Raw genomic sequence first — 24,869 nt, forward strand, 5'->3', positions numbered from 1 at the left:
AATGGTGGAGTTGAAGGGTTGTAGTTTGAGTTTGGAGGAAGCTGGTAGGGTTATTTATGGGAAGGAGCAAGTGGAACTTTCGCCGGTAAGTATGGAGCGGGTGCGGAAGAGTCGTGAGGCGGTTGAGCGGATTGTGAAGGAGAAGCGTGTGGTGTATGGGATTAACACGGGCTTTGGGAAGTTTAGTGATGTGTTGATTGATGCGGATGATGTGGAGGAGCTTCAGCTTAACCTGATTCATTCTCATGCTTGTGGAGTGGGGGATCCATTTCCTGAGACGGTTTCTCGAGCGATGCTTCTACTGAGAGCCAATGCTTTATTAAAAGGGTATTCAGGTGTTAGGCCGGTCATCGTCGAACGCTTAGCGGAATTCTTGAATAAGGGGATCCATCCAGTCATCCCACAGCAAGGGTCACTGGGAGCAAGCGGAGACTTAGCACCACTTTCACATCTGGCCCTAGCCTTGATGGGAGAAGGAGAGGTCCATTATCAAGGGGAGATTCACCAAACTCTGCCTGTTCTATCTAAAGAAAACATCTTCCCAATCCAGCTTCAGGCAAAAGAAGGATTGGCACTCATCAATGGAACGCAAGCGATGACGGCAATGGGAGTCATCGGATACTTAGAAGCGGAGGAACTTGCCTTCCAAAGTGAGATGATCGCTAGTCTGACCATGGAAGGACTTAGAGGAATCATGGATGCCTTCGACGAAGATATTCATTTAGTAAGGGGATATCCTCAACAGGTCGCAACGGCAAAAAGAATCCGGGCTTACCTGGAAGACAGTAAACTCACAACGAAACAAGGAGAGCTGCGAGTTCAGGATGCCTACTCACTAAGATGTATTCCACAAGTACACGGAGCATCCTGGCAGGCACTTGACTATGTAAAAGAAAAGCTCGAAATCGAAATGAACGCAGCAACGGATAATCCACTGATTTTCGATGATGGAGAAAAAGTCATCTCAGGTGGGAACTTCCACGGACAGCCAATCGCATTCGCCATGGATTTTATGAAAATTGCTGTAGCCGAACTTGCCAACATTTCAGAAAGGCGAATCGAGCGACTCGTGAATCCGCAGCTCAATGATCTGCCACCGTTCCTGAGTCCACAACCTGGACTCCAATCCGGTGCCATGATCATGCAATACTGCGCGGCATCACTCGTATCCGAAAATAAAACTCTTGCCCATCCAGCGAGCGTTGATTCCATCCCGTCATCTGCCAACCAGGAAGACCACGTCAGCATGGGAACCATCGGATCACGACATGCCTACCAAATCTTACAGAACACAAGAAGAGTCCTTGCAGTCGAACTCATCTGTAACCTACAGGCAGCAGAACATAGAGGGACGGACCTCCTGGCAAGCAAAACACGCCAATTTTATGAAGCAGCGAGAAAGATCATTCCTTCCATTACAAAGGACAGGATCTTCTCGAAAGATATAGAAAAAGCCAACCAGTGGCTGCAACAGATCTCGTTAAGCTCACTCATCAAACCAACCAAAACAAAGGAGGAAACGACAAATGGTTAAAGCAAACAAACGCATCGTACACGTAAAAAGAGGGACGGACCTTGAATGTAAGGGATGGGAGCAGGAAGCGGTCCTTCGCATGCTCTACAATAACCTGGATCCTGAGGTAGCGGAAATTCCTGAAGAACTTGTTGTATATGGTGGTATCGGGAAAGCGGCCCGTAACTGGGAGTCCTTTGACGCAATCGTTCATACGCTCAGAAACTTAGAAAACGACGAAACTATGCTTGTTCAATCTGGAAAACCGGTTGGTGTATTCAAAACACATAAAGCGGCTCCAAGAGTCCTTCTATCAAACTCGGTCCTTGTACCGAAATGGGCAAACTGGGAGCACTTCCATGAGCTGGACCAAAAAGGCCTCATGATGTATGGCCAAATGACGGCGGGAAGCTGGATTTATATCGGGACCCAAGGAATCCTTCAAGGGACATATGAAACGTTCGCAGCACTTGCGAAGAAACATTTCAATAACTCACTCAAAGGTACAATCACTCTAACTGCGGGACTGGGCGGAATGGGTGGAGCACAGCCTTTAGCAGTCACCATGAACGGTGGAGTCGTGATTGCAGTCGACGTTGACGCAGAACGTATCCAAAAGCGCCTCGACACAAAATACTGTGACGTGAAGACAGATTCCATCGATGAAGCATTGATGATGGCCTATGAAGCACGTGACCAAGGTAAGCCTCTTTCCATCGCATTACTTGGAAACGCAGCAGAAGTTCACCATGAACTTCTAAAACGAAATGTCCAAATCGATATCGTAACCGACCAAACATCAGCTCACGACCCATTAAACGGATATGTACCAGAAGGCTATTCCCTAGCAGAAGCGGCAGAGCTTCGCAAACAGGACCCGAAAGTCTACACGGCACTTTCACAAAAAAGCATGGCCAAACACGTGGAAGCAATGCTTGAGTTCCAGAATAGAGATTCCATCGTATTTGACTATGGCAACAACATCCGTCAAGTTGCGAAGGATGAAGGCGTCGACAATGCCTTTGATTTCCCTGGGTTCGTTCCAGCCTATATCCGTCCATTATTCTGTGAAGGAAAAGGGCCATTCCGCTGGGCAGCCCTATCAGGTGACCCTGAGGATATCTACAGAACAGATCGCCTGATCAAAGAGCTTTTCCCTGAAAATGAAGCCCTCAATCGCTGGATCAATATGGCACAGGAGCAAGTGGCATTCCAAGGGCTCCCTTCCCGTATTTGCTGGCTGGGCTATGGTGAACGCGTGAAGATGGGTCTTGCCATCAATGAGCTTGTTCGAAACGGCGAATTGAAAGCTCCGATTGTCATCGGTCGTGACCACCTGGATTGCGGATCCGTTGCTTCACCAAACCGTGAAACCGAAAGTATGAAAGATGGAAGTGACGCAGTAGGAGACTGGGCGATCCTGAATGCCCTCATCAACACAGCAGCAGGCGGCTCCTGGGTTTCCTTCCACCACGGCGGCGGAGTAGGCATGGGCTATTCATTACACGCGGGAATGGTCGTCGTAGCAGATGGGACGGACCTTGCGCAAGAAAGATTGGAACGAGTTCTCACAACTGATCCAGGAATGGGCGTCATCCGCCACGTGGACGCAGGCTACGATATCGCAGAAAAGACAGCTGAAAAACACAACATCCACATCCCGATGAACAAAGGAGGAGAATAACATGACAACAGAAAAACACTTCGACACCATCATCGATAACATCGGCCAGCTCCTTACGATGGATCATGGGGACGGACCTCTAAAAGGGAAGGAAATGAGTAAACTCAAGGTTTCAGAGCAGGCGGCCCTTGCCATCAGGGACGGACTTGTCGCTTGGGTCGGAACACACGAAGAAGCACAAGCCCTAAAAGCGACTGAACGAATCGATGCAGAAGGAAAGCTGGTCACACCAGGTTTAGTAGACCCGCATACACATTTAGTCTTCGGTGGCTCACGTGAACACGAAATGGCTCTCAAACAGCAGGGGGTGCCATACTTAGAAATTCTTAAGCGCGGAGGAGGCATCCTATCAACAGTAGGTGCCACTCGCGAAGCATCAGAAGAAGAGCTGCTCACAAAGGCGCGCTTCCATTTAAACAGAATGATTTCATATGGAGTCACAACTGTCGAAGCGAAAAGCGGCTACGGCCTTGACCGCCCAACCGAACTAAAACAACTGAGAGTAGCCAAACAACTAAACGAATCGCACCCGGCAGACATCGTTTCCACATTCCTTGGGGCACACGCGATCCCACCGGAATTTAAGGATCGCTCCGATGAATTTTTAACGGAAATGCTCGAGCTACTGAACGATATCGAAAAAGGTCAACTGGCTGAATTCGTCGATATCTTCTGTGAAACAGGAGTATTTACCGTCGAGCAGTCACGCGAGTTCTTAATAAAAGCAAAAGAAAAAGGCTTCTCAGTAAAAATTCACGCCGACGAAATCGATCCACTGGGCGGAACGGAAATGGCGGCAGAAATCGGCGCAACAAGCGGAGACCACTTAGTGGGGGCATCCGATAAAGGCATCCAGGCACTAGGAGAAACAGACACAATCGCTGTCCTATTGCCAGGAACGTCCTTTTACCTGAACAAAGGTAAATTTGCCAACGCAAGAGGCATGATGGAAGCGGGAGCAGCAGTCGCCCTGTCAACAGACTTCAACCCGGGAAGTTCACCTACAGAGAACCTGCAGTTTATTATGAACCTGGCATCCCTGCAGCTGAAAATGACTCCGGAAGAAATCTGGAACGCCGTAACAATCAACGCGGCCTATGCCATCAACAGAGGAGACTCAGCAGGAAAGCTAGCACCAGGTCGAAAAGCCGACATCGTCCTATGGGATGTACCAAACTATCATTACGTACCGTATCATTACGGGGTGAACCATACCCACACCGTTATGAAAAACGGCCGGATCATCTACCGCAAGGAGAAGCTTCATGAGCACATTTCAACACATTAAGCAGGCAGGTAAAGCTCAATTCAAAGACCGCTACACGACCAAAGCAGCAGAGCTCATCACACCATGGGAAGAAGGTAAGAAAGGGGACATCGCCATACTCGGCGCTCCCCTCTCCAAACCTTCCATCTCACACTCAGGAGCAAGCTTTGCACCCGATGCAATCAGAAGATGTCTTAACTCGTTTACGACGTACAACATCGAAAGAGGGACAGACCTCGCCGAAGCCAGCAAAACCATCATTGACTTCGGTGATATCACCATGCACCCAACATCAATAGAAGGCTGTCACCAACGAATCTATGAATCATTCAAAGAAGTCATGGACACAAATGCAGCACCCATCACCATCATCCTTGGAGGCGACCACTCCATCACCACATCAACGGTTAAAGCCATCAAGGAAACCAAGGGCACAGTCGGCATCCTCCAATTCGATGCCCATCATGACCTTCGAAACACAGATGACGGCGGTCCGACCAATGGGACACCTTTTAGAAGGTTAATAGAAGAGGGGCATATCAATGGTGAGGACCTGATTCAAATTGGCATTCGAAGTTATGCCAACGCGAAAGCGTACCATGACTATGCAATCGAGCAAGGTGTCACAGTCTATACGATGAAGGACGTAAGACATCAACCAATTACGGAACTCATCCAAGAATCCTTAGCCAAACTGGAATCCCAAGTCGACACCATCTACCTCTCAGTAGACATGGACGTCCTTGACCAGGCATACGCACCTGGCTGCCCGGCAATCGGTCCTGGTGGAATGCACCCGGATACGTTAACGGAAGCGGTTCAAATCGCCCTGCAGCATCCTAAAGTAACCACCATGGACATCGTAGAAATCGATCCAACCCTCGACATCAGAGACATGACGAGTAGAATAGCAAGCCTTCTAATCATTAATTCACTTATATAACAAAGGTCCGTCCCTCACCGCTTTAAAGCGGTGAGGGACGGACCTTTGACGTTAAGGATTCTTTCGATTCGTGTTACCCCGATCATGTGCCTTTAATCTCATCTATACACCATCTTGATTCGATTGGTAAGAAAAGGATTAACAGATCCATTTTTTGTGGTAGATAAATCTCAAAAAATGAGACACCTTTATCCCTACAAACGTCTAATTGAAGAATAAATAACAAAAATGTAAAAAAATACATTAAACTAAAACGGATGAGGGACGGACCTGTGTATATTGCAGACCTAAAAAGAAGCGACCATCCGTCTAAATCAAGGAGGATAAAAATGGGAGAAGCGTTACAGCATGAAAAGAGGGGAGTGATGCAGATGGAGGTAAGTGAGGAAAGGTTGATTGAAAGTTTGGTCGACGAGTATGAAGTACAGATTACCAAATTGGTATATTTATATGTGAAAGACTGGTCAGCTGCTCAGGATATTACACAAGAGGTATTCATTAAAGCATTTCATGCTCTCCATCACTTCAATCATAAATCCTCTTACAAAACGTGGATTTATCGAATAGCCATTAACCAATGTAAAGATTATAAACGCTCAGCTTATTTCAGGAAAAATATGATTGTGAATAAATTCCATTCCATTCTCAATAAAGAGACGACAGTTACCCCAGAACAAGAAATCTTAAAAAACGAAGAAAATGACTCTGTCGCATCACATGTATTTTCTTTGCCGCTTAAATATAGAGAAGTCATCTTATTATACTACTATGAGGAATTATCGACTCAGGAAATAGGAGATATGCTTGGGATAAATCCTTCGACGGTCCGGACGAGGCTAGATCGTGGAAGGGAGAAGATGAAGAAAACAATGGGAGGGAGGATTCCCAATGAATAAGGATCCCTTACGCAATATTAAAAACGAAATAGAACGGGAGGTATTCAAGAATATCAATCCTGTTAGTCAAAAAAGAGCCATCCTGTCTAAAATAAAGAACGAAAAGCAAAAGAAGTCATCGCCCAAATCTCTTTTTATTAACCTGGGTATCCCGTTATGTATCATCATGATTCTTTCGATCCTGGGCAGCAGTTATCTGTTTAAAAAGGATCTCGTCAAAGAGAAAGAACAAGAAGAATCCATCGATCAATTCACATTTATACCTACGGACGAGTTAGAAGATCGGATACAAGATGAAAAAGCCTTGATAAAGAAATCGGCAACCCCCATAGACGATGTAAAAGAAAATGAAGGCCAAGAAGAGCAGAAAGAACAAGAAGAGAAAGAAGAGGAAGCACTAACGGATGGAAAAGAACAAGCAAACAAACCTGAACCGGTGGATACACCACCTTTAACTCCATTTGATTTCTCTATTATTATGAATCATCCCAATGAGTTTAAGAGAGAAGCAGAGAAAGGGACGTTCATCGGAACTTCTTTTACAATAGGAAATTCAGTAGATGAAATACAGGAGTTATACAAGGATCGGTTTGAGGATATTAACGTCATGAAGGGACACAAGGATTATGATCGAATCGACAACTACCTCCTCCATTATCTTCAAGATGAGAAGAAGCTATTACAGATTCGGTCCAATATAAACTCGTCATACAAATTGGATCAAGTCATTGAAACCCTGGGTGAACCGTATTATTTCTACAATGTAATGGAAGGTGTTTATTCGGCGAATTTTCACTACGGTGAATATATAGTGGAAATGGAGCTGCAAGGTCAAAACAAACTAAAGCCGTATACGGCAGGCGAGATACAAATCATTGATCGTGACTCGTACATTACGTCAGTAGCCCTTTTTAAAGGCAAGGGAGGATCCGACTATTTAAGTAAGGATGTAAAGTATCTTGGAGAAGAAGAACCGATGGAATTCCGTCCTGAGTGGTTCAATGAAGCGAGAGACTATATTGTGCAAAATACAGTATCTCCAGCAGTCCTCCTACGTTCTCAACAGGACCCATTGGAATTTAACATCGTAGTCCCTCAGGAAACATCGGAGGACGAAATGAGAGCCATAGCAAACCAATTCCTGAAGAGATTGACGGATGTTTCGAACAAAGCGATCGAAGAAGGAACGATATGGAATGATTATACCTATGTGATTCATATTGAGAATAGTATAGACGGTTATTACGACACGGGATTGAGCAATTCGAAAAGTACTCATGAAGGGGGTTATCCAGATATCAATTGGATGGGCGATTTAAACTCCATTGAGTAAGGTCCGTCCCTCATACACCCTGATACATTAACGGAAATGGTTCAAACCGCCCTGCAGCATCCTAAAGTAACCCCCATGGACATCGTGGAAATCGACCCGACCCTCGATATCCGGGATATGACAAGCAGAGTAGCAGCTCATCTCGTCATTGAAACACTTATACAAAGAGCTTTGGCCAATGCCAAAGCTTTTTTAACGTACTTTTGAGACGAATGGCAAGCAGGCACTTTATAAATATCTTCACACATCAAAGGAAGAATAATCATACTAGTAGAAGGATTTTACTACTGAAACGGTGAAATGAAACAGAAGTAAGACTTTATTGAAATAAGAGGAACCCATATGATAACAGCGATTATAGGAATGATATATGCCATACTATTCCTGCTCCTTGCCTCCGTCATCGTTGCAGTGCTCCCTACATTACTCTGCAAAAAGAAAATGACATTCGAGGGTAGGGTGATAATGGAGGCCATATTATGGGGCTTATGCTCGATGGTAGTATTAATACTCAATTTGAAATACTTTTTATTGAACTCATTTGCCTATGCAGCCCTTCTAATCAGTGGAATGAAGATATTGACACTGCCGGTCTTAGTCAGGTTAAAACAAACGAATAGAAGAAAGTATATCGTGTTGAAAAGGCTGATGAGAAAGTTTTAAAGTTGAAGGTGCAAAAAGAGACTGCCCTCATTATAAGACAGCCTCTTCAATCTAAATAAAACCTTAGTTACTAATCTTCTCCCGCGTCATGTCATAACCCGAATGAATTTCTTTCATCCCGATCACTTTCAGAAAGTGCCGGAGCTTGTTCATACAGGGTTCTCCAAGGTCCCCTGCAATTTCGAACTGATCAATGACTGCACACTTTTCAACTTTAGCAGCTGTCACACTTTGGGATTTGCGGTACACCGCATTGTTGTTGATGGCATACGTGGATACCATGGCTTGCCCGACCTTACAATCACCTTTGGAAAATTCAAATTGGAACTGGATCGACATATCCAAATCCGAGTATAGAGGATTTACTTTCATGCTTATGTTATTCATCATGAAGCCCCCTTTCTTTTATTGTACTTTTATCCTACCACAATCTTGAAAAAAGGGGTTTTAGGCATATGAACCTATATTGGAGATACAACTTTAATTATGATATAAATAAACCGTTTTTTGTCAGTTCTTATAACTCTAGGCATATTACAAAAACGATTCAACTCAAGAAAAAAGCTTCCTCAAAATGAGGAAGCACTATGGAAAGTGAGTGTTTTAGTATGCCCAACCAGGTAAATCATTCTGAGGAGTAGTATCATTTGCATTTGCGGCAACACTTGAAGTCCCTGCAAAGCCTAAAATAAGGAACGATGCTGTTAAAATTGTAAGAAATCGTCTTTTCATAGGTCTTTCCTCCCTTTCTTCTTCAAAAGAAGATTCGTTATTATAAATATAAGTAATGTTATAATTATTAAAACATATTTCCTATGATTGTATAAAGGGAGTGTACCGTCCTTTTTTCTTATTTTAATAAGAATAAGCGGTATTTTCTAAGGATTATAGATGAAAATATAACTCTAGGCATATTTAGGAGAGGGTTTAATGGATTTTGGGGCAGTAGGGAGAAAAATTAAAGAGCTTAGAAAGAATAGTGGATTATCACAGGAAGAATTGGCTGAAGGAATTTGTACTCAGGCACAGATTAGTAAGATTGAGAAGGGGGATGTATTTCCCTATGCATCTACACTATATCAGATTTCACAGAAATTAGGAGTCGATGTCAACTACTTTTTCGATATAGGTACAACACCAAGACTAGATTATGTGCAAGAAGTCTTTAAACAACTCCAGATCATGAGGAGGAGTCTTAGGTTTGAAGAAATGATGGATATTGTAAAAACAGAAGAGTTCAATCCACTATTTCTTCAAAATAAAAAGAACATGCAACTGCTCCTCTGGCATAAAGGCATTTATCTTTGGGAGGTGGAAAAGGATGTTGAATCTTCCATTTCTACGTTAAGAGAGGCTTTAAATATTACACATGTTAAGGGCAAGGTCATGTTAGAAAGGGAAATTGAAATCCTCTTAACCATTGGAGGGATTTACTATAAAGATGATAATGAGAAGGCATTGACGGTATTTGAAGAAGCTAAAGGGCATATACATGCGTTACCCCATATAAATGATTATACCATCAAAACAAGATTATTCTATAACATGTCCAGAGTGTTAACGAAAATAAACAGAATCAAAGATTCAAATAAATATTGCGAGGATGCCATTAAGTGGTGTTTGAATAAGGATAGTTTATATTTATTGGGAGAGTTACATTATCAGATCGGATATAATTTAGAGCTGTTGAACCAGCCACAGAAAGCCATGGGTTATATGGAGAAAGCACTTATTGTATTTGAACTTCAAGAGGATGACAAATATATCAATTTTATCAGAAATAAAATTAAAGAATTGTCAGAGGTTAAATAAGTGTTGAAGCATTCTATCATGTAAGGCAACGATTTCCCGCATTACTGTTACGAAGCGCCTAATCGAGAAGTCTGAATATTTATCTCTACCTTTAGAACAAGACCACTATTCTGTTAAAGAGAAAAACTCTGTTTAACAGATGAGAAAGAACCAGCTGTGTACTGGTTCTTTTTACATCTCCATAGTCACATAAAAGTGGGGAGAAATACCGTCACTACAGCAGAATAGCCACATACTCAACGCTTATACTTCTAACAATCGGCTTGGATGGCCATACAAAGAAATTCCCATCCGTTTCCTCCTACTTATAATGTTTAAGCATTTCCCCCCTTAAACACAGTTAACCAAAAAATAGTTTGGAATACTAAAAATGAGAAATCGAATAAACATCTGTCTTTATTATTCTTATCTATAGAATTACGCGGATTTTGTCGGAAAGTATTGGAATCCCTCTACAAATATATACAACCTCATTAATTAATATTTACTAAAATAGTAGACAGTTAGATAGAATAATAGACAATGATCAAATAAACCTTTCTTCTACAAAAGGTGCTTTTTATAAGCAGAAGAAACAGGAGCTTTGAGGTGGACTCCATTAATACAAACAAGATGGGAGGGAAGGCGATGAATAAAAGACAAAAATTGTGGTTGAAAATAAGTGGTTCTTTCATAATAGTGGGAATCATCATCATGTCTATCGTCGCTTACTTTCTCGTCCAATCTATAAGAGAGAACTTTTATCAAAGAGCATTTGAGAAACAGTATGACTATGTTTCCTTAGAAGAAGAGGGAGCGATTGAGGCGGTCCAAGTCTTTCACGGGGTGAAAATAAATACCTATGTTGAAAGTGAGAATAACCCGACCACCATTCTGGAAATAAATGACGAAGTGGAAGCAAAGTTAAAAGGGAATAAGGTAGATCCTGAGGTAGAGGGGATGCATTCCTTTTCCAATGTAATCCAATATAAATCAGTCGCAGACAATCAAACAGGAAAAGAGGAGTTCATCGTCAGCCTGCAAACGACTTCTATTAATCAAAAGGAAGACCCTGCCAAGTTCAGAACGTACACGATCAATGAAAATGGAATCGTAAAGAAAAGTGATTTCACGGCAGATACGAAATCAAAGCTTGAGACCCAATGGATAAGAGGGCTATCAGATGAAACACAAGGCTATTATACAGACTTACCTTATCAAGATGGAGCAAAAGCATCGTTGTTCTTTCTCTCGCTATTGGGAATACTCTTTATTGCCGGTGGTGTTTGGTTGGGGAAATTCATATTCATCAAGAAAAAAGGGATAGCTGCTTAATGCAGCTGCCCCTTTTCCTGTTCATCCAAAATAAAACACCCGATCCTAAAGGCCGGTTTCATTCTATTAATTCAAATCTAGATGATCCTTCAAATCACTCTGTACTTTTTGTTTCTCTTGTTCAGGAACGATGTAGTAGTAGATACCGCCCAGTTTGGCACCCTCACCGGCAATTTGACTTTGAGAAATATCTTTTGTCGCCGATTTGTAGTTCTTCTGTATGTCGACCATCTCATCGAGAGTCAGGTTTGTTTTCACATTTTCCCCAATGGCTCCGAAGATATCACCATAGTTCCATAGGGACGATACACTAGCACCTTCTTTAATAACCGCCTGGATTACCTGGCGTTGTCTTGCCTGGCGGCCGAAGTCTCCACGGGGATCTTCATAGCGCATACGTGCATAAGCAAGAGCCTTGTCGCCACTTAACGAAAGCTTGCCTTCATTAAAGGTATAGCCACCAGAAGAGAAAGTGAATTCATTGTTAACGGTTACTCCACCGACAGCATTTACGATGTCCTTGAATCCTTCCATATTAATCTTTGCATAATAATCAATCGGAATATCCAGGAATCCTTCGACTGTATCCATGGCCATTTCGACGCCGCCAAACGCGTATGCATGGTTGATTTTATCTTCCGTTCCTCTACCTACGATTTCGACAAGTGTATCACGAGGTATACTTATCATCTTAGTTGTTTTCTCGTGTGGGTTGACCGTCACGACAATCATCGTATCTGAACGACCTTTGTCCCCATCTCTTTCATCTACTCCTAACAGTAAAACGGAGAATGGATGTTTCTTATCGAATTTCACTTCTTCCGTCCGCTTCTCCGACTTCGGTCGGTCAATCTTCTCGTTCATTGTTTCAGCCGTTTTATTCAGTGAATGATAGATGGAATAAGCATATCCTCCACCAGCTACTAGTAAAAGGATCAAGACAATTCCAACGACTTTCGGCCACTTACGTTTTTTTTGATGTTTATCTGCTCTCAAAATGTTTCCCACCTATAAGTTATAAATTTTACACATAAGAAAAATATACTAGAAATAACGAGAAAAGGGAATACATTAGTAAATTTTTGTCTGTTTATGTCAGAAGTATTAGAAAACAGGAACGAATTGTCGACTGACCATCAAAAAGTTGGATTTATTTGGTATTATTAGAGTGAAGAAAACATAAGGAGGGAATCATTTGATAAAAAACCGGCATAACCATTTTACTCATTATCCTTACATTCAGCCTGGTAAGAATGGACACAGCCAAGGCAAATGTAAACAAGAATATGTGGAGAAAATCGCTTTGATACAGCTGTGCAGATTTCGTTAAGGGGATGGGATCAATCAGACACGGTGGTGCTTGCAAACGGACAAACGTTTCCTTTCCCGACGCCCTTGCAGGGGGACCGCTGGCCTATAAAATGAGAGCACCGATTCTATTAACCTACAAAAATCGTCTACCTTCTGAAACAAGAGAGGAAATCGAGCGTTTACAGGCAAAGCATATATACATATTAGGTGGGACCGGCGCCATTGATGCAACTATTGAAAATGAATTGAAAAAGAAAAATATCAAGATTACAAGAATCGGAGGTGACGACCGTTTCCAAACAGCTGCCAAAATCGCAAGCTACTTACCTTCCCAAAAGGCAATCATAGCCAACGGACGAAACTTCCCGGATGCATTGGCAGTGGCTCCGTACGCTGCAAAGAATGGGATTCCGATCGTCCTGACAGAATCCGGTATTCTACCGTCCAAAAAGATAACAGATCAGAAAACAGAGACCATAATGGTCGGTGGTAACGGAGTAATCTCTGCGAAAGTCGAATCAAAGCTCCCAGGCACAACCAGGTATGGCGGAATCGATCGCTATGAAACCGCCAGGAATATCATAGAAGGGCTTCCGATGGGAACGAACCAGGCTTATGTAGCAACGGGGACAAACTTCGCGGATGCTTTATCGGGGTCTGTACTGGCAGCGAAAGAAAACGCCCCAATCGTATTAGTGAATAAAGACGCTGTTCCTTCACCGATGAAAAGCCTGGTAAACTATTATGACTCATTCCATATTCTTGGAGGAATCAACGCCGTTTCATCAGGTGTCCAGGAGAGATTAACCGGCAGCTTTGAAGAGTTCCGGTTTCAAGGAGTTCATGTCAATGCGACTGAAGAATTACTTCGCTCTTCCTTAGGTGATCCACAACGAATCGATGAAAGTAGGTTCAGCTTTGATTGGTATGTTTATAATCAGGATCCCAAGAAGTACATCCAATACGGTGTATTTAAAGGAGTAGTGGTGGCTGTCTATTCAAACTCGGATAGCTGGGTATCCCAATCCGGACTTAAGCTTGGTCTGAGCAAAACTGAAGTAGAAACCAAAATGAATCAAATAGGTGCCAGTCATAATCAGGCCAACGATTATGATTACGATGAAATGCTTATTCGAGCTCATTATGATAAAAATGATGGGAATACCCTTTCCGGCATCTTACTCATAGAGAAGATTTCACGATCACAAATCCAGACGTAAACGAAACAGAACTAAGAAACAGTACGGAGAAGCAGATTCTCGACAAGGCAAATGCATTACGGGCACGTCATCTGGTGGCTCCCCTTCAGGCAGATGCAAAAGCTCAAGAGGTAGCCAGAGCCCATAGCAAAGACATGGCGATGAGAAACTTCTTCAGTCATGATAACCCGGATGGTCTATCATCCTTTCAAAGGATGGACCAGGCTGGTATCTCATATTCATCAGCAGGGGAAAACATCGCGGGGGGACAGTTCAATGCCATTGCTGTTCATGATGCCTGGGTCAACTCATCCGGCCATCGCAAAAACATCCTGAGTCCTCTCTTTAAAAAGCTGGGTACGGGAGTATACTTCGGCGGGGAGTATGGCGTGTACTATACTCAGGATTTCTTCACTCCATAAAAAAATAGGCCCCGATGACGGAAAAGTCATCGGGATCTATCTTTCTACAAATCATAAAATCTCTTAAATCCATCAAACTTCGATTTCCAATAAGAGTTACTTAAGCTGGAAACCTGGACGCCATTGTCCCCGGCATGGATGAATTCATTATTTCCGATATAAATGCCTAAGTGAGAAATGCCTTTTTTGTATGTATTTTCGAAGAATACAAGGTCACCTGGCTGAGGTGAATTCACGTAGTAGGAGCGACTGTAGTATCCTTCGCTGGATAGACGCTTTACACTACTTGCGCCGGCTTCTTTAAAGACATAATAGATGAAGCCGCTGCAATCAAAGCCGCTGGCCGATGAGCCTCCCCACACATAAGGGGTTCCCATATGAGACGTTGCCTCACTTAATAATCTATCAACGGAAAAGGGCGAAGATTGATTTGGAGATGGGGCTGGCGGCTTGACTGTTTGTGCCGTTCCATTCACCTTCAGTACCTGTCCGATACGCAGGAAATCGCTCGAAAGGTTATTCCAACTTCTTAAGTCATTTACACTCACTCCGAAAGTTGCACCAATATGAGACAGGGTATCCCCCGACTTAACGGTATAGCTTGTCATTGAGCTATCTGGTTTAGGCGGAGCAGGTTGTGCCGGTGCCGGAGTGGCAGGTGCAGGTTGAGCCCCTGATTTCGACACTTTCAGGACCTGTCCAATCCGAAGGAAATCACTAGAAAGTCCATTCCAACTTTTTAATTGGGCTACAGTCACACCAAACTTCATCCCGATATGAGACAACGTATCCCCAGATTTCACTGAGTAACTTGTCATCGAACCGTCTTGTTTAGGTGGAGCCGGAGCGGGTGCCGGACGGCTTGGAGCAGGCTGGGAGCCTGATTTCGATACTTTCAACACTTGCCCGGGATAGATCAGATGATTATTCAATCCATTCCAGCTCATTAAATCAGCAAGGGAAATCGAATGCTTACCGGCAATCTGTCCTAATGTATCCCCGGACTTGATCGTATACGTTTTAGCAGATGTTTGCCCTGTGTTTTGCTTTGGAGGCGCCGGGGCTTGTGCACCGCTCGCGGCAACCTTCAATACCTGATTAGGAAAAATCATTTCCGACTGCAGCTTGTTCCAACTCTTTAAGTTGGCAACGCTTGTGTCATATTTGTTTGCGATCAGCCAAAGGGAGTCGCCTGATTCCACCTTGTGAGTGCTTGCCGAGGCATAGCTAACAAACGAAGACGAGAGAACAGCCGTAGCTGCTACAGAAACCAATGTCTTTTTCACGTACACTTCTCCTTTATTGTCATAGTTTGATAGATAATACCGTCATTTTATCACATAATTTGGTGGAAAAAACTAAATTATTCCTGAAATAGTAAAAAATTATTCCTTTTCTACTAGAAAGTCGATGATCCCTTTGGCCCAGGCTGTGTGTCCCTGCTCATTCGGACTGCTGACATCATCTAAATACGCTTTAATTTCTTCATCTTCTACATCGGGCCAGTTGGACCAGTGGTCGATAAACGGAATATCATTCTCTTCCGCGTGCTCCTGAATTTGAGAAACCTGTGCAGCATAATTGGACGGCTGATAAATAGGCTGGGGCGGGGTAAGAACGAATGCTGATCCTGGTGATGACTCTTTTACTTCATCTATAATGGTTCCGATACTCTGAAGTGTGTCTTCAATCGTGACATTTCCATTATCCGTAAAGACGAACGGCTCAAAAATGACTAGTCCAGGCTGTAATTCCCCAATTTCTTCATATCGTTTCTCACGAACGAATTCAAGTGTACTGGTTTCAAACGAAAGACTTTCGATTGAAACAGTGTCCCCATACGCATCTTCTAAAGCGTCCGCGACCTTATCATTCCATCCCTCTTCAATGGAATCCATCTCGGTTGACCCCATTAGAATAATATTAAAGGGTTCTCCAGCTTCCCGTTTCTCTTTATAAAGGGAACGGGCATCTTCCGGCCAATTGCCCGTGGTAGGGAGAGCATTCTCTTCCTCTGTTCCAAGTGATGGTGACTCACTCTTATCAGATTGACCTTGTTTCTCTGAACTTGAAGACGAATCCGCAGACGTGGAGCTCGGCATCATAGACTTCCAGTGAAGATTTCCGTACACAATAACCCCGCCGCATAATATAAGTAAGAACAAAATAAAGACCTTTTTCATTTTAAACCCCCTATGAGTAATTAACTTGGAAAATGGAACCAAATTCAAGCAGACCCTACCAATAATAAACAATCTATTGTTTAATAGATAAGTAACAAAAGATTTCAATTATACTAAAATTATGACAAGATTCCCTAAAAATAACAAGAATTTATGATATAATATGAGAGATTTTTATTTTTGAAGAATTATAGGAGGCTATCATGGAAGAAACCATCAGTTTAAAGGAGCTCATTCAGACGTTGAAGAAACGCATGAGTCTCATTATCATACTGACCCTAATGGCAGTATTGGTTAGTGCGGTAATCAGCTATTTTGCCCTCACACCAATCTATCAATCGTCCACTCAATTGCTTGTGAATAAATCGAATCAAGATCAACAGAATTCATTTAATATAGGGGAAGTGCAAACCAACCTGCAATTGATCAATACATATAATGTTATCATGAAGAGCCCGGCTATTCTGGATATTGTTATTGATGATCTTAAGTTAGATATGACAACAAAGGATTTAAATGAAAAAGTAACGGTTCAAAGTGAAAAAGATTCACAAGTCGTGAACATCTCCGTTCAGGATGAAGATCCTAAACAAGCTGCTGCAATTGCCAATAAGATTGCGGAAGTCTTTCAAACAGAAATTGTGAAAATCATGAACGTCGATAATGTGAGCATCCTTGCAAAGGCAGAACTTGGAGAAAACCCATCTCCAATTAAACCGCAGCCACTATTAAATATCGCCATTGCACTGGTAGTGGGATTAATGGCGGGAGTCGGACTTGCATTCTTATTAGAGTTCTTAGACAACACAGTGAAAACAGAGCAAGACATCGAAAAAGAACTCGAGCTTCCTGTACTAGGGGTGATCCCAACGATTACCGATAGTGAATTTCAGAAGGTAGCCCATCGCCAGGAAAGAACGTCAAGACGCAGAGGTGAAAGTGTCGGTGTTTAATAAACAGAAGAAATCAATGAACGCAAATATTCGTAAGCTAATCGCTAAAGTCAATCCGAAGTCTCCCGTATCTGAGCAATACCGAACGATTCGTACAAATATTCAATTCTCATCCGTCGATCAGGAATACCGCTCGATCATGGTATCATCTGCAGGTCCCGGGGAAGGAAAGTCCACAACGGCCGCAAACTTAGCTGTAGTCTTTGCTCAACAGGGTAAGGCGGTCCTCCTGGTCGATGCAGATATGCGAAAGCCAACCGTTCACTATACGTTTAACTTCCCGAACACAACGGGGTTGACGAATATTCTATCGAGACAAGTCACATTGAAGGAAGCCGTTAAAGACAGCGGGGTGGACAAGCTTCATATTCTTTCAAGCGGTCCGGTGCCACCGAACCCGGCAGAGCTTCTAAGTTCAAGAGCAATGGAGAATTTCTTTGAAGAAGCTTACCAAGAGTACGACTTGATCATATTTGATACGCCACCAGTGCTCGTTGTGACAGATGCTCAGATTATGGCGAACCAGTGTCATGGAAGCATCCTTGTCGTTTCAAGTGGAAAGACGGAAATGGAACCAGCGAAGAAAGCGAGAGAACTATTGCAATCGACAAAAGGAAAGTTGCTTGGATGCGTCCTTAATAATAAGAAAGCTTCAGAAACAGACTATTATTACTATTACGGAAATTAAGATTCATTCGACAAAATTCACCCCTTTACAAATATACCTAGTGGTGTAAAATGGAAGATGATGTAAAATTAAGTTGAAAGAACTAGAAAAAGGAGGAGTTAGTAATGATTGACATACACAGCCATATCCTGCCGGGGATAGACGATGGGGCCAATACGATTTACGACAGTATCGACATGGCTAAACAGGCTGTCTCAGAAGGCATTCATACAATCATTGCGACTCCTCATCACCGTAATGGAAAATACGACAATGTGAAGTCGGACATCCTTCCCCTTGTGAAAGAAGTGAATGATCGGTTAAGGGAAGAACACATTGACCTTGAAATCCTTCCTGGGCAGGAGTGCCGCATTTATGGTGAAATTTTAGAAGATTACCAAAAGGGTGATATATTACCGCTAAATCAAGTATCCCAATATCTTTTCATTGAATTCCCATCAAGTTCGGTTCCGAGATATGCGGAAAAGCTTCTCTACGACATTCAGGTAGCCGGTCTGACCCCTATCATCGTTCATCCTGAACGGAATGCTGAGTTGATCGAACGACCAGAAAAGCTTTACAAGCTTGTACAAGGAGGAGCCGCAACTCAACTAACAGCGTCCAGTCTTATAGGGTATTTCGGCAAGAACATCCAGAAGTTTTCACGGCAAATGATCCAAGCCAACTTGACACACTTCATCGCATCGGACGCTCATAACATACATAATCGCACCTTCAAAATGGAAGAAGCGATGAACTATATAGAGAAAAAGTACGGAATAGACATGGTCTATTACTTTACAGAAAATGCAGAATTGCTAATAGATGGGAAAAATATTTATAAAGAAATACCTGAATTGATCAAAAAGAAGAAGTTCCTAGGAATCTTCTAACTAAATCAAGATACAGGTAATCCTAAGGTACTATTGTCGTTGGTAAATGAGAAACAGAAAGTTGCACACAGACAACAGTAGAATTTTGGGAATGTCTCCTTACCATTATCATTGGAGGCACTCGGTCACACCGTGGGTGAAGAGTAAATGCTTCAACCTTAGACGCTTGTCGTCGGTGGTGGGATGTGAGGAAGGGTTAGATGCCCACAAATACCATCATAATAGAAGACGGTAAAGTTTTTAAATGAAAACGCTTTATCGATTTATTCAGAAAATGGTATGAAAAATATTAATTGTAAAATCAAGTAGAAACTATAATTGAAAGATTTTAATACTTTGTTCAAAAAATTAAAAAAGCCATAAGGTACATCTACCAGGATGCACCCGTAGACGGTTAGAAGAAATAAGGAATCTAATCAATCAAGCCATTGAAAAAAGATTAAATGATCAAAAATAAATCTAGATACCTAAGGAAAGGGTATACGGTTGTATCTTTTCCTTAGGTATTTAATTTGTCAAAATAACTTAGAAAAGAAGGGATTTATGTGAGTTATACAAAACGGGTATCATTGCTGATGCTGCTGGATTCATTGATCGTGTTAACAGCAATTTATTTCGGTTATTATCTCCTTCATCCAACGTTCAGTCTGTATACGTTACCCACACTCGTCTTTAGCTCATGCGCACTACTGGCAAGTCACCATGTATTCGCATTTATTGATCGTCTTTATCAGAAAGCATGGGAATATGCCAGTGTCGGGGAATTGGTTGCGATCATTCGAGCGATTACATTTTCAATCGTGGCCACCGGTATTCTTCAGTTTTTTGTGAACGGGGATATATATGTTCGGGTATTAGCGGTCACTTGGATGCTTCATATCATCTTAATAGGTGGATCACGATTCTCATGGAGAATGTACAGACACTATTACATAAAGCCTAAACAGGAGAAAAAACGTGCCTTGATCATCGGGGCGGGGTCAGCCGGGTCCATGCTTGTCCGTCAGTTGATAAAGAGCCAGGATACTGATTTACTTCCAGTCGGATTTATTGACGATGACCCTAAAAAAATGAAGCTTCAAATATATGGTGTAACGATACTAGGCCGCACCAAAGATATACCAACATTAGTTGAAAAGCACCAAGTTGATAATATCATCATTGCCATTCCTTCTCTTCGTAAGGGTGAACTGCAAGAAGTTTATCAACAATGCAGTAAAACTTCAGCCAAGACACAGATTATGCCTATGATCGAAGATATTGTGTCTGGTAAAGTATCCGTCAATCAATTCAGGGAAGTGCAGGTAGAAGATTTACTTGGCCGTGAACCCGTAGAACTTGATACTGAAAGTATTTCTAAGAAAATATCAGGGAAAACAGTACTGGTTACGGGCGCTGGTGGTTCAATCGGGTCTGAGATTTGTCGGCAAGTAAGTAAATTTAAACCTGAAAAGCTTTTATTATTAGGTCATGGTGAAAACTCTATCTACACCATAGATATGGAATTAAGAAATAAATATGGAACAGAATTGAAAGTTGTTCCTATCATCGCGGATATACAAGATCGAAACCGTATTTTTGAAGTGTTTGAAGAACATTCCCCCGAGGTTGTATATCATGCGGCAGCTCATAAGCATGTGCCGTTAATGGAATATAATCCGAAAGAAGCGGTTAAGAACAATGTTATTGGTACAAAGAATGTAGCGGAGGCTGCGGATACATTCGGTGCGAATACGTTCGTTTTGGTTTCTTCTGATAAAGCAGTAAACCCTACAAATGTAATGGGATCAACAAAACGAATTGCAGAAATGGTCATTCAAAACTTGAATAGAGAAAGTCAAACAAACTTTGTTGCGGTTCGCTTCGGGAACGTTTTAGGTAGTAGAGGAAGCGTGATTCCATTATTTAAGAATCAAATTCAAGCTGGCGGTCCAGTTACGGTAACTCATCCTGATATGACGAGATACTTCATGACAATTCCAGAAGCGTCCCGTTTAGTCATGCAGGCTGGAGCTTTAGCGCGCGGTGGAGAAATTTTTGTCCTTGATATGGGTGAACCAGTAAAAATCGTTGACCTTGCAAAAAATCTTATTAAGTTATCCGGTTATACATTAGAAGAAATCGGGATTAAATATGCGGGGATTCGTCCTGGTGAGAAGATGTATGAGGAACTGCTTGGGGAAAATGAAGTTCATGGAAAAGCCATATTCCCCAAAATTTTCATTGGAAAGACAGTTGATTTTGAGTATGAGAGAGTTTCAAACTTGATTGAGAATCATACTGAATTTGATCCTCAGTACTTATCAAACTACGTAATAGAATTAGCTAATAAGAAAGAACAATTATTAGTCAAGAATGCAAATTAAGAGGTGGAAGGTATGGAAAAAGTGAGAAAAGCAATTATTCCTGCAGCTGGACTAGGGACACGTTTTTTACCTGCTACTAAAGCTCAGCCGAAAGAAATGTTACCAATTGTAGACAAGCCTACTATTCAATATATTATCGAGGAAGCAGTCGCATCAGGGATTGAGGACATTATTATTGTAACCGGTAGAGGGAAAAGAGCAATTGAAGATCATTTTGATAAATCGTATGAGTTAGAGGAGACACTTGCGAAGAAGGGTAAGTATGACCAGTTGGAAGAGGTACAAGGTATTTCTATGCTTGCTAATATCCATTATATCCGTCAAAAGGAACCTCTTGGATTGGGTCATGCAATTTCGTGCGCTAGTCGTTTTATCGGTAATGAGCCGTTTGCTGTATTACTGGGGGATGATATTGTTCACTCTCCTGGTAGTCCCTGCTTGAAGCAGTTAGTCGATGTCTATGAACGCTATAATTCTTCGGTCATAGGAGTTCAACAAGTTCCCGAACAGGATGTTTCTAAATACGGAGTTATTTCAATTAATCAGAATGGAATTGAAGAAGGGGTTTACCATATCAATGATTTAGTTGAAAAACCTAAGAAGGAAGAAGCACCTTCGAATTATGCAATTATGGGTCGATATATTTTACGACCGGAAATCTTTAGTATTTTGGAGAATCTTACCCCGGGGGCTGGTGGGGAGATTCAGTTGACGGATGCTATTAAGAAGCTAAATGAATTGCAGATGGTTGTTGGGTATGAGTTTGAGGGTGAGCGTTATGATGTTGGAGATAAGTTTGGTTTTATTAAGGCTACGGTGGAGTTTGCTTTGGAGCGTGGAGATTTGCAGGTTCAAGTAATGGACTATCTTAAGCATATAGTGAACCAAGAAAAGATAACTATTTAATATATGAATATTAACAACATAGGTACTTAACGAAACTTAAGTACCTATGTTAATGAAAATAATATGAGTAGTTTATTAGTTACTTGGATAAAGTATATCCAAGTAAGTAATAAGCAACTACATAATAGTGGAAGGAAGATTTAGAGTATGGGAGATCGTATTTTTCTTTCATCACCACACATGAGTGATGAAGGGTATGAAATGGAATATGTAAAAAAAGCCTTTGATACGAACTGGATCGCACCTCTTGGTGAGAACGTGAATGAATTTGAAAAAGAACTAGCTGCTAAGGTAGGTTCTAAAGCTGCAGCAGCTCTATCTTCTGGTACTGGGGCAATCCATTTAGCTTTAAGAGCAGCAGGGGTAGAGGAGGGAGACATCGTCTTCTGTCCAACACTAACATTCTCAGCTACAGCGAATCCAATAATCTATCAAAATGCTATTCCTGTTTTTATAGATAGTGATTATGAGACTTGGAATATGTGCCCTAAAGCCTTAGAAGAAGCATTTGAGAAATACCCAGAAGTAAAAGCAGTAATCGTTGTACATCTATATGGATTATCTGCCGATATGGATAGAATAATAGAACTTTGTAAAAAACATAATGTTGCATTAATAGAAGATGCTGCTGAGAGTTTAGGAACTTATTACAAAGGAAAGCATACAGGAACGTTCGGAGATTACGGTATTTTCTCCTTTAATGGAAACAAGATCATCACTACCTCTGGTGGTGGTATGTTAGTTTCTAATAATGAAGAACGTATTGCGAAAACAAGATTTTGGGCGACACAGAGTAGAGACCAAGCAAGGCATTACCAGCATAGCGAGTTAGGCTTTAATTATCGAATGAGCAATGTAGTAGCTGGTATTGGTAGAGGACAGCTGAAGGTGTTAGATCAGAGAGTTGAAAAGAAGAGGTATATCTTTGACTTTTATAAAAGAGAGCTTGGGGAACTTGATGGTGTTGAGTTTATGCCTAGTAATGAATGGGATGAGCCGAATTATTGGTTAAGTTCGATAACTTTGAATGGTCATGTAAGGCCGATAGATGTAATGGATGCTCTTGAAAAAGAAAATATTGAATCCAGACCAATCTGGAAACCGATGCATATGCAACCGTTTTTTGAGCAGTATGATTTTGTGGGGGCAGGTGTTTCAGAGAAGTTGTTTGAAAATGGTGTTTGTTTGCCGTCTGATACAAAGATGACGGAGGAGGATTTAGAAAGAGTGGTAGAGATAATTAAAGGATTGTGGTTGAAATAATGATCGATTCTAACAAAAGAATTTATAAAAGATTCATAAAAAGACCGATGGATATAATAGTATCATTGCTTGCTTTGATTCCACTCAGCGTTATTCTCGTAATCGTAGCTATTCTTGTAAGAATCAAGTTAGGCAGCCCAATCTTATTTAAACAAAAAAGACCGGGGCTGAATGAAAAGATTTTTATGATGTATAAGTTTAGAACGATGACGGATGAGAGAGATGAGAATGGAGAATTGCTTCCTGATAGTGTTAGGTTGACGAGGTTTGGAAAATTCTTACGTTCTACGTCACTTGATGAACTTCCAGAGCTATTTAATATCTTAAAGGGAGATATGTCCATAGTAGGACCTAGACCATTATTGGTTCAATATCTGCCCCTTTATAATGAGCATCAGAAACGTCGCCATGAAGTAAGACCGGGATTATCTGGATTAGCGCAAATAAGTGGCAGGAACGCCATCAGTTGGGAAGATAAGTTTAATCTAGATGTGAAATATGTAGATAGTGTAAGTTTTATCGGAGATTGGAATATTATTTTTTCTACTATTAAGAAGGTTTTTGTAAGAGAGGGAATCAGTTCAGAGACAGCAGTGACTATGGAGCCTTTCAAGGGAACTAAAAAGGAACGAATGGATCTATGAAAAACAAACTTCTCATTATCGGAGCAAGTGGTCATGGAAAAGTGGTTGCTGACATCGCTTTGAAAATGAATAAATGGGATAGCATTTCATTTATGGATGATGATGAAAGCATTGAATCATCAATGGGAATAAAAGTAGTTGGAAAGTCAAATGATGCTATTGAACTTATAAACGATTATGACATTTTTGTTGGTATAGGTAACAATACTATACGAGAAAAAATTCAAAATGAACTAGAAGAAAATGGTGCAAGCATACCCACTTTAATTCATCCTAATGCTGTTATTGGAGAACAAGTTATTTTAGCGAGTGGAACAGTAGTTATGGCTGGAGTAGTAATTAACTGTTGCACTAGTATCGGTAAAGGATGTATTCTCAATACTTCTTCTACAATTGATCATGACAATATTATAGAAGATTATGTTCACATATCACCTGGTTCACATTTAGCTGGCACTGTTAAAGTAGGAAAACGGAGCTGGTTAGGAATAGGTAGCATAGTAAGTAATAATGTAAATATAACTAGTAGATGTACAGTTGGTGCAGGAACAGTGGTGGTTAAGGATATTACTGAAGCTGGAACATATGTAGGGGTTCCAATGAGGAAGATAAATAGTTACTAATTTAAGGGAGTTAT

At 41.5% G+C, this 24,869-nt stretch carries 25 protein-coding genes; 20 read left to right on the forward strand and 5 right to left on the reverse strand.

The genetic code is table 11. From position 1 onward, the window contains the following. The first annotated feature begins 1 nt into the window (after position 1). From hutH to AC6CIB_RS19010, 8 genes are all read left to right on the forward strand, one after another. The gene (gene hutH / locus AC6CIB_RS18975) at positions 2–1,534 is read left to right on the forward strand and encodes a histidine ammonia-lyase (protein ID WP_498283303.1); all 1,533 of its coding nucleotides are present in this window, start codon (positions 2–4) and stop codon (positions 1,532–1,534) included. Then, entirely contained in the window at positions 1,527–3,197 is a 1,671-nt protein-coding gene (gene hutU, locus AC6CIB_RS18980; protein ID WP_498283305.1) for a urocanate hydratase, read from the forward strand. Before hutH ends, hutU begins: the two co-directional genes overlap by 8 nt. 1 nt (position 3,198) lies before the next feature. Further along, positions 3,199–4,485, forward strand: a complete 1,287-nt coding sequence (gene hutI / locus AC6CIB_RS18985; RefSeq protein ID WP_498283307.1) for an imidazolonepropionase — start codon at positions 3,199–3,201, stop codon at positions 4,483–4,485. After that, positions 4,463–5,407, forward strand: a complete 945-nt coding sequence (hutG, locus tag AC6CIB_RS18990) for a formimidoylglutamase (RefSeq protein ID WP_498283309.1) — start codon at positions 4,463–4,465, stop codon at positions 5,405–5,407. Before hutI ends, hutG begins: the two co-directional genes overlap by 23 nt. A 329-nt stretch (positions 5,408–5,736) precedes the next feature. Continuing rightward, positions 5,737–6,303, forward strand: a complete 567-nt coding sequence (locus AC6CIB_RS18995) for a sigma-70 family RNA polymerase sigma factor (RefSeq protein ID WP_498283311.1) — start codon at positions 5,737–5,739, stop codon at positions 6,301–6,303. Then, complete coding sequence (locus AC6CIB_RS19000; RefSeq protein WP_498283313.1) at positions 6,296–7,636, forward strand: hypothetical protein; 1,341 nt, start codon at positions 6,296–6,298, stop codon at positions 7,634–7,636. The genes AC6CIB_RS18995 and AC6CIB_RS19000 overlap by 8 nt, the downstream gene beginning before the upstream one ends. Positions 7,637–7,648: 12 nt before the next feature. Then, positions 7,649–7,843, forward strand: a complete 195-nt coding sequence (locus AC6CIB_RS19005) for an arginase family protein (RefSeq protein ID WP_498283503.1) — start codon at positions 7,649–7,651, stop codon at positions 7,841–7,843. 135 nt (positions 7,844–7,978) lie between these two features. Continuing rightward, entirely contained in the window at positions 7,979–8,299 is a 321-nt protein-coding gene (locus AC6CIB_RS19010) for a hypothetical protein (RefSeq protein ID WP_498283315.1), read from the forward strand. A 63-nt stretch (positions 8,300–8,362) separates the two neighbouring features. Here the strand turns inward: AC6CIB_RS19010 and AC6CIB_RS19015 are convergent, their stop codons facing one another. Further along, entirely contained in the window at positions 8,363–8,686 is a 324-nt protein-coding gene (locus tag AC6CIB_RS19015; protein WP_498283317.1) for a hypothetical protein, read from the reverse strand. A gap of 216 nt (positions 8,687–8,902) precedes the next feature. Further along, a complete protein-coding gene (locus AC6CIB_RS19020) occupies positions 8,903–9,031 on the reverse strand; it encodes a hypothetical protein (protein ID WP_498283319.1) in 129 nt (42 codons plus the stop codon). Positions 9,032–9,229: 198 nt separating this feature from the next. Here AC6CIB_RS19020 and AC6CIB_RS19025 point away from each other — a divergent pair, with 198 nt between their 5' ends. Together AC6CIB_RS19025 and AC6CIB_RS19030 are read left to right on the forward strand one after the other, a co-directional pair. After that, entirely contained in the window at positions 9,230–10,111 is an 882-nt protein-coding gene (locus tag AC6CIB_RS19025; protein ID WP_498283321.1) for a helix-turn-helix domain-containing protein, read from the forward strand. 627 nt (positions 10,112–10,738) lie between these two features. After that, positions 10,739–11,425, forward strand: a complete 687-nt coding sequence (locus AC6CIB_RS19030; RefSeq protein ID WP_498283323.1) for a hypothetical protein — start codon at positions 10,739–10,741, stop codon at positions 11,423–11,425. A 66-nt stretch (positions 11,426–11,491) separates the two neighbouring features. On the opposite strand, the gene tagU is transcribed toward AC6CIB_RS19030, so the two are convergent. Continuing rightward, entirely contained in the window at positions 11,492–12,421 is a 930-nt protein-coding gene (tagU, locus tag AC6CIB_RS19035) for a polyisoprenyl-teichoic acid--peptidoglycan teichoic acid transferase TagU (RefSeq protein WP_498283325.1), read from the reverse strand. A 338-nt stretch (positions 12,422–12,759) separates the two neighbouring features. Between tagU and AC6CIB_RS19040 the strand changes: the two genes are divergently transcribed. After that, complete coding sequence (locus AC6CIB_RS19040; RefSeq protein WP_498283327.1) at positions 12,760–13,956, forward strand: cell wall-binding repeat-containing protein; 1,197 nt, start codon at positions 12,760–12,762, stop codon at positions 13,954–13,956. Between the two features lie 35 nt (positions 13,957–13,991). Continuing rightward, a complete protein-coding gene (locus tag AC6CIB_RS19045; protein WP_498283505.1) occupies positions 13,992–14,357 on the forward strand; it encodes a CAP domain-containing protein in 366 nt (121 codons plus the stop codon). 44 nt (positions 14,358–14,401) lie between these two features. Here the strand turns inward: AC6CIB_RS19045 and AC6CIB_RS19050 are convergent, their stop codons facing one another. Further along, entirely contained in the window at positions 14,402–15,643 is a 1,242-nt protein-coding gene (locus tag AC6CIB_RS19050; protein WP_498283329.1) for a C40 family peptidase, read from the reverse strand. 99 nt (positions 15,644–15,742) lie between these two features. Then, complete coding sequence (locus AC6CIB_RS19055; protein ID WP_498283331.1) at positions 15,743–16,540, reverse strand: SGNH/GDSL hydrolase family protein; 798 nt, start codon at positions 16,538–16,540, stop codon at positions 15,743–15,745. A 203-nt stretch (positions 16,541–16,743) separates the two neighbouring features. Between AC6CIB_RS19055 and AC6CIB_RS19060 the strand changes: the two genes are divergently transcribed. The 8 genes from AC6CIB_RS19060 (at position 16,744) to AC6CIB_RS19095 (ending at position 24,855) form a co-directional block, all read left to right on the forward strand. Beyond that, entirely contained in the window at positions 16,744–17,493 is a 750-nt protein-coding gene (locus tag AC6CIB_RS19060; protein WP_498283333.1) for a YveK family protein, read from the forward strand. 16 nt (positions 17,494–17,509) lie between these two features. Further along, complete coding sequence (locus AC6CIB_RS19065) at positions 17,510–18,181, forward strand: CpsD/CapB family tyrosine-protein kinase (protein WP_498283507.1); 672 nt, start codon at positions 17,510–17,512, stop codon at positions 18,179–18,181. A 104-nt stretch (positions 18,182–18,285) separates the two neighbouring features. Next, on the forward strand, positions 18,286–19,053 hold the full coding sequence (locus AC6CIB_RS19070) for a tyrosine-protein phosphatase (RefSeq protein ID WP_498283335.1): 768 nt from the start codon (positions 18,286–18,288) through the stop codon (positions 19,051–19,053). A gap of 545 nt (positions 19,054–19,598) precedes the next feature. Continuing rightward, entirely contained in the window at positions 19,599–21,419 is a 1,821-nt protein-coding gene (locus AC6CIB_RS19075) for a polysaccharide biosynthesis protein (protein WP_498283337.1), read from the forward strand. A gap of 12 nt (positions 21,420–21,431) precedes the next feature. Then, positions 21,432–22,325 carry a UTP--glucose-1-phosphate uridylyltransferase GalU gene (gene galU, locus AC6CIB_RS19080; protein ID WP_498283339.1) on the forward strand — a complete coding sequence of 298 codons (894 nt, stop codon included), beginning with the start codon at positions 21,432–21,434 and terminating at the stop codon, positions 22,323–22,325. A 147-nt stretch (positions 22,326–22,472) separates the two neighbouring features. Beyond that, a complete protein-coding gene (locus AC6CIB_RS19085) occupies positions 22,473–23,588 on the forward strand; it encodes a DegT/DnrJ/EryC1/StrS family aminotransferase (protein ID WP_498283341.1) in 1,116 nt (371 codons plus the stop codon). After that, complete coding sequence (locus AC6CIB_RS19090; RefSeq protein ID WP_498283343.1) at positions 23,588–24,232, forward strand: sugar transferase; 645 nt, start codon at positions 23,588–23,590, stop codon at positions 24,230–24,232. The genes AC6CIB_RS19085 and AC6CIB_RS19090 overlap by 1 nt, the downstream gene beginning before the upstream one ends. After that, on the forward strand, positions 24,229–24,855 hold the full coding sequence (locus AC6CIB_RS19095) for an acetyltransferase (RefSeq protein WP_498283345.1): 627 nt from the start codon (positions 24,229–24,231) through the stop codon (positions 24,853–24,855). Before AC6CIB_RS19090 ends, AC6CIB_RS19095 begins: the two co-directional genes overlap by 4 nt. Positions 24,856–24,869 lie beyond the last annotated feature (14 nt).

The sequence above is a fragment of the Rossellomorea sp. GQ25 genome (assembly GCF_059758515.1).

Excerpts from the sequence above, each read along its gene's own strand:
- AC6CIB_RS19025 (WP_498283321.1), top strand. The coding sequence starts at position 9,230 with ATGGATTTTGGGGCAGTAGGGAGAAAAATTAAAGAGCTTAGAAAGAAT.
- AC6CIB_RS18995 (WP_498283311.1), top strand. The coding sequence starts at position 5,737 with ATGGGAGAAGCGTTACAGCATGAAAAGAGGGGAGTGATGCAGATGGAG.
- AC6CIB_RS19040 (WP_498283327.1), top strand. The coding sequence starts at position 12,760 with ATGGGATCAATCAGACACGGTGGTGCTTGCAAACGGACAAACGTTTCC.
- AC6CIB_RS19000 (WP_498283313.1), top strand. The coding sequence starts at position 6,296 with ATGAATAAGGATCCCTTACGCAATATTAAAAACGAAATAGAACGGGAG.
- hutI (WP_498283307.1), top strand. The coding sequence starts at position 3,199 with ATGACAACAGAAAAACACTTCGACACCATCATCGATAACATCGGCCAG.
- hutH (WP_498283303.1), top strand. The coding sequence starts at position 2 with ATGGTGGAGTTGAAGGGTTGTAGTTTGAGTTTGGAGGAAGCTGGTAGG.
- AC6CIB_RS19020 (WP_498283319.1), bottom strand. The coding sequence starts at position 9,031 with ATGAAAAGACGATTTCTTACAATTTTAACAGCATCGTTCCTTATTTTA.
- hutU (WP_498283305.1), top strand. The coding sequence starts at position 1,527 with ATGGTTAAAGCAAACAAACGCATCGTACACGTAAAAAGAGGGACGGAC.
- AC6CIB_RS19090 (WP_498283343.1), top strand. The coding sequence starts at position 23,588 with ATGATCGATTCTAACAAAAGAATTTATAAAAGATTCATAAAAAGACCG.
- AC6CIB_RS19030 (WP_498283323.1), top strand. The coding sequence starts at position 10,739 with ATGAATAAAAGACAAAAATTGTGGTTGAAAATAAGTGGTTCTTTCATA.
- AC6CIB_RS19055 (WP_498283331.1), bottom strand. The coding sequence starts at position 16,540 with ATGAAAAAGGTCTTTATTTTGTTCTTACTTATATTATGCGGCGGGGTT.
- AC6CIB_RS19095 (WP_498283345.1), top strand. The coding sequence starts at position 24,229 with ATGAAAAACAAACTTCTCATTATCGGAGCAAGTGGTCATGGAAAAGTG.
- hutG (WP_498283309.1), top strand. The coding sequence starts at position 4,463 with ATGAGCACATTTCAACACATTAAGCAGGCAGGTAAAGCTCAATTCAAA.
- AC6CIB_RS19010 (WP_498283315.1), top strand. The coding sequence starts at position 7,979 with ATGATAACAGCGATTATAGGAATGATATATGCCATACTATTCCTGCTC.
- AC6CIB_RS19070 (WP_498283335.1), top strand. The coding sequence starts at position 18,286 with ATGATTGACATACACAGCCATATCCTGCCGGGGATAGACGATGGGGCC.
- galU (WP_498283339.1), top strand. The coding sequence starts at position 21,432 with ATGGAAAAAGTGAGAAAAGCAATTATTCCTGCAGCTGGACTAGGGACA.
- AC6CIB_RS19060 (WP_498283333.1), top strand. The coding sequence starts at position 16,744 with ATGGAAGAAACCATCAGTTTAAAGGAGCTCATTCAGACGTTGAAGAAA.
- AC6CIB_RS19015 (WP_498283317.1), bottom strand. The coding sequence starts at position 8,686 with ATGAATAACATAAGCATGAAAGTAAATCCTCTATACTCGGATTTGGAT.
- AC6CIB_RS19085 (WP_498283341.1), top strand. The coding sequence starts at position 22,473 with ATGGGAGATCGTATTTTTCTTTCATCACCACACATGAGTGATGAAGGG.
- AC6CIB_RS19065 (WP_498283507.1), top strand. The coding sequence starts at position 17,510 with ATGAACGCAAATATTCGTAAGCTAATCGCTAAAGTCAATCCGAAGTCT.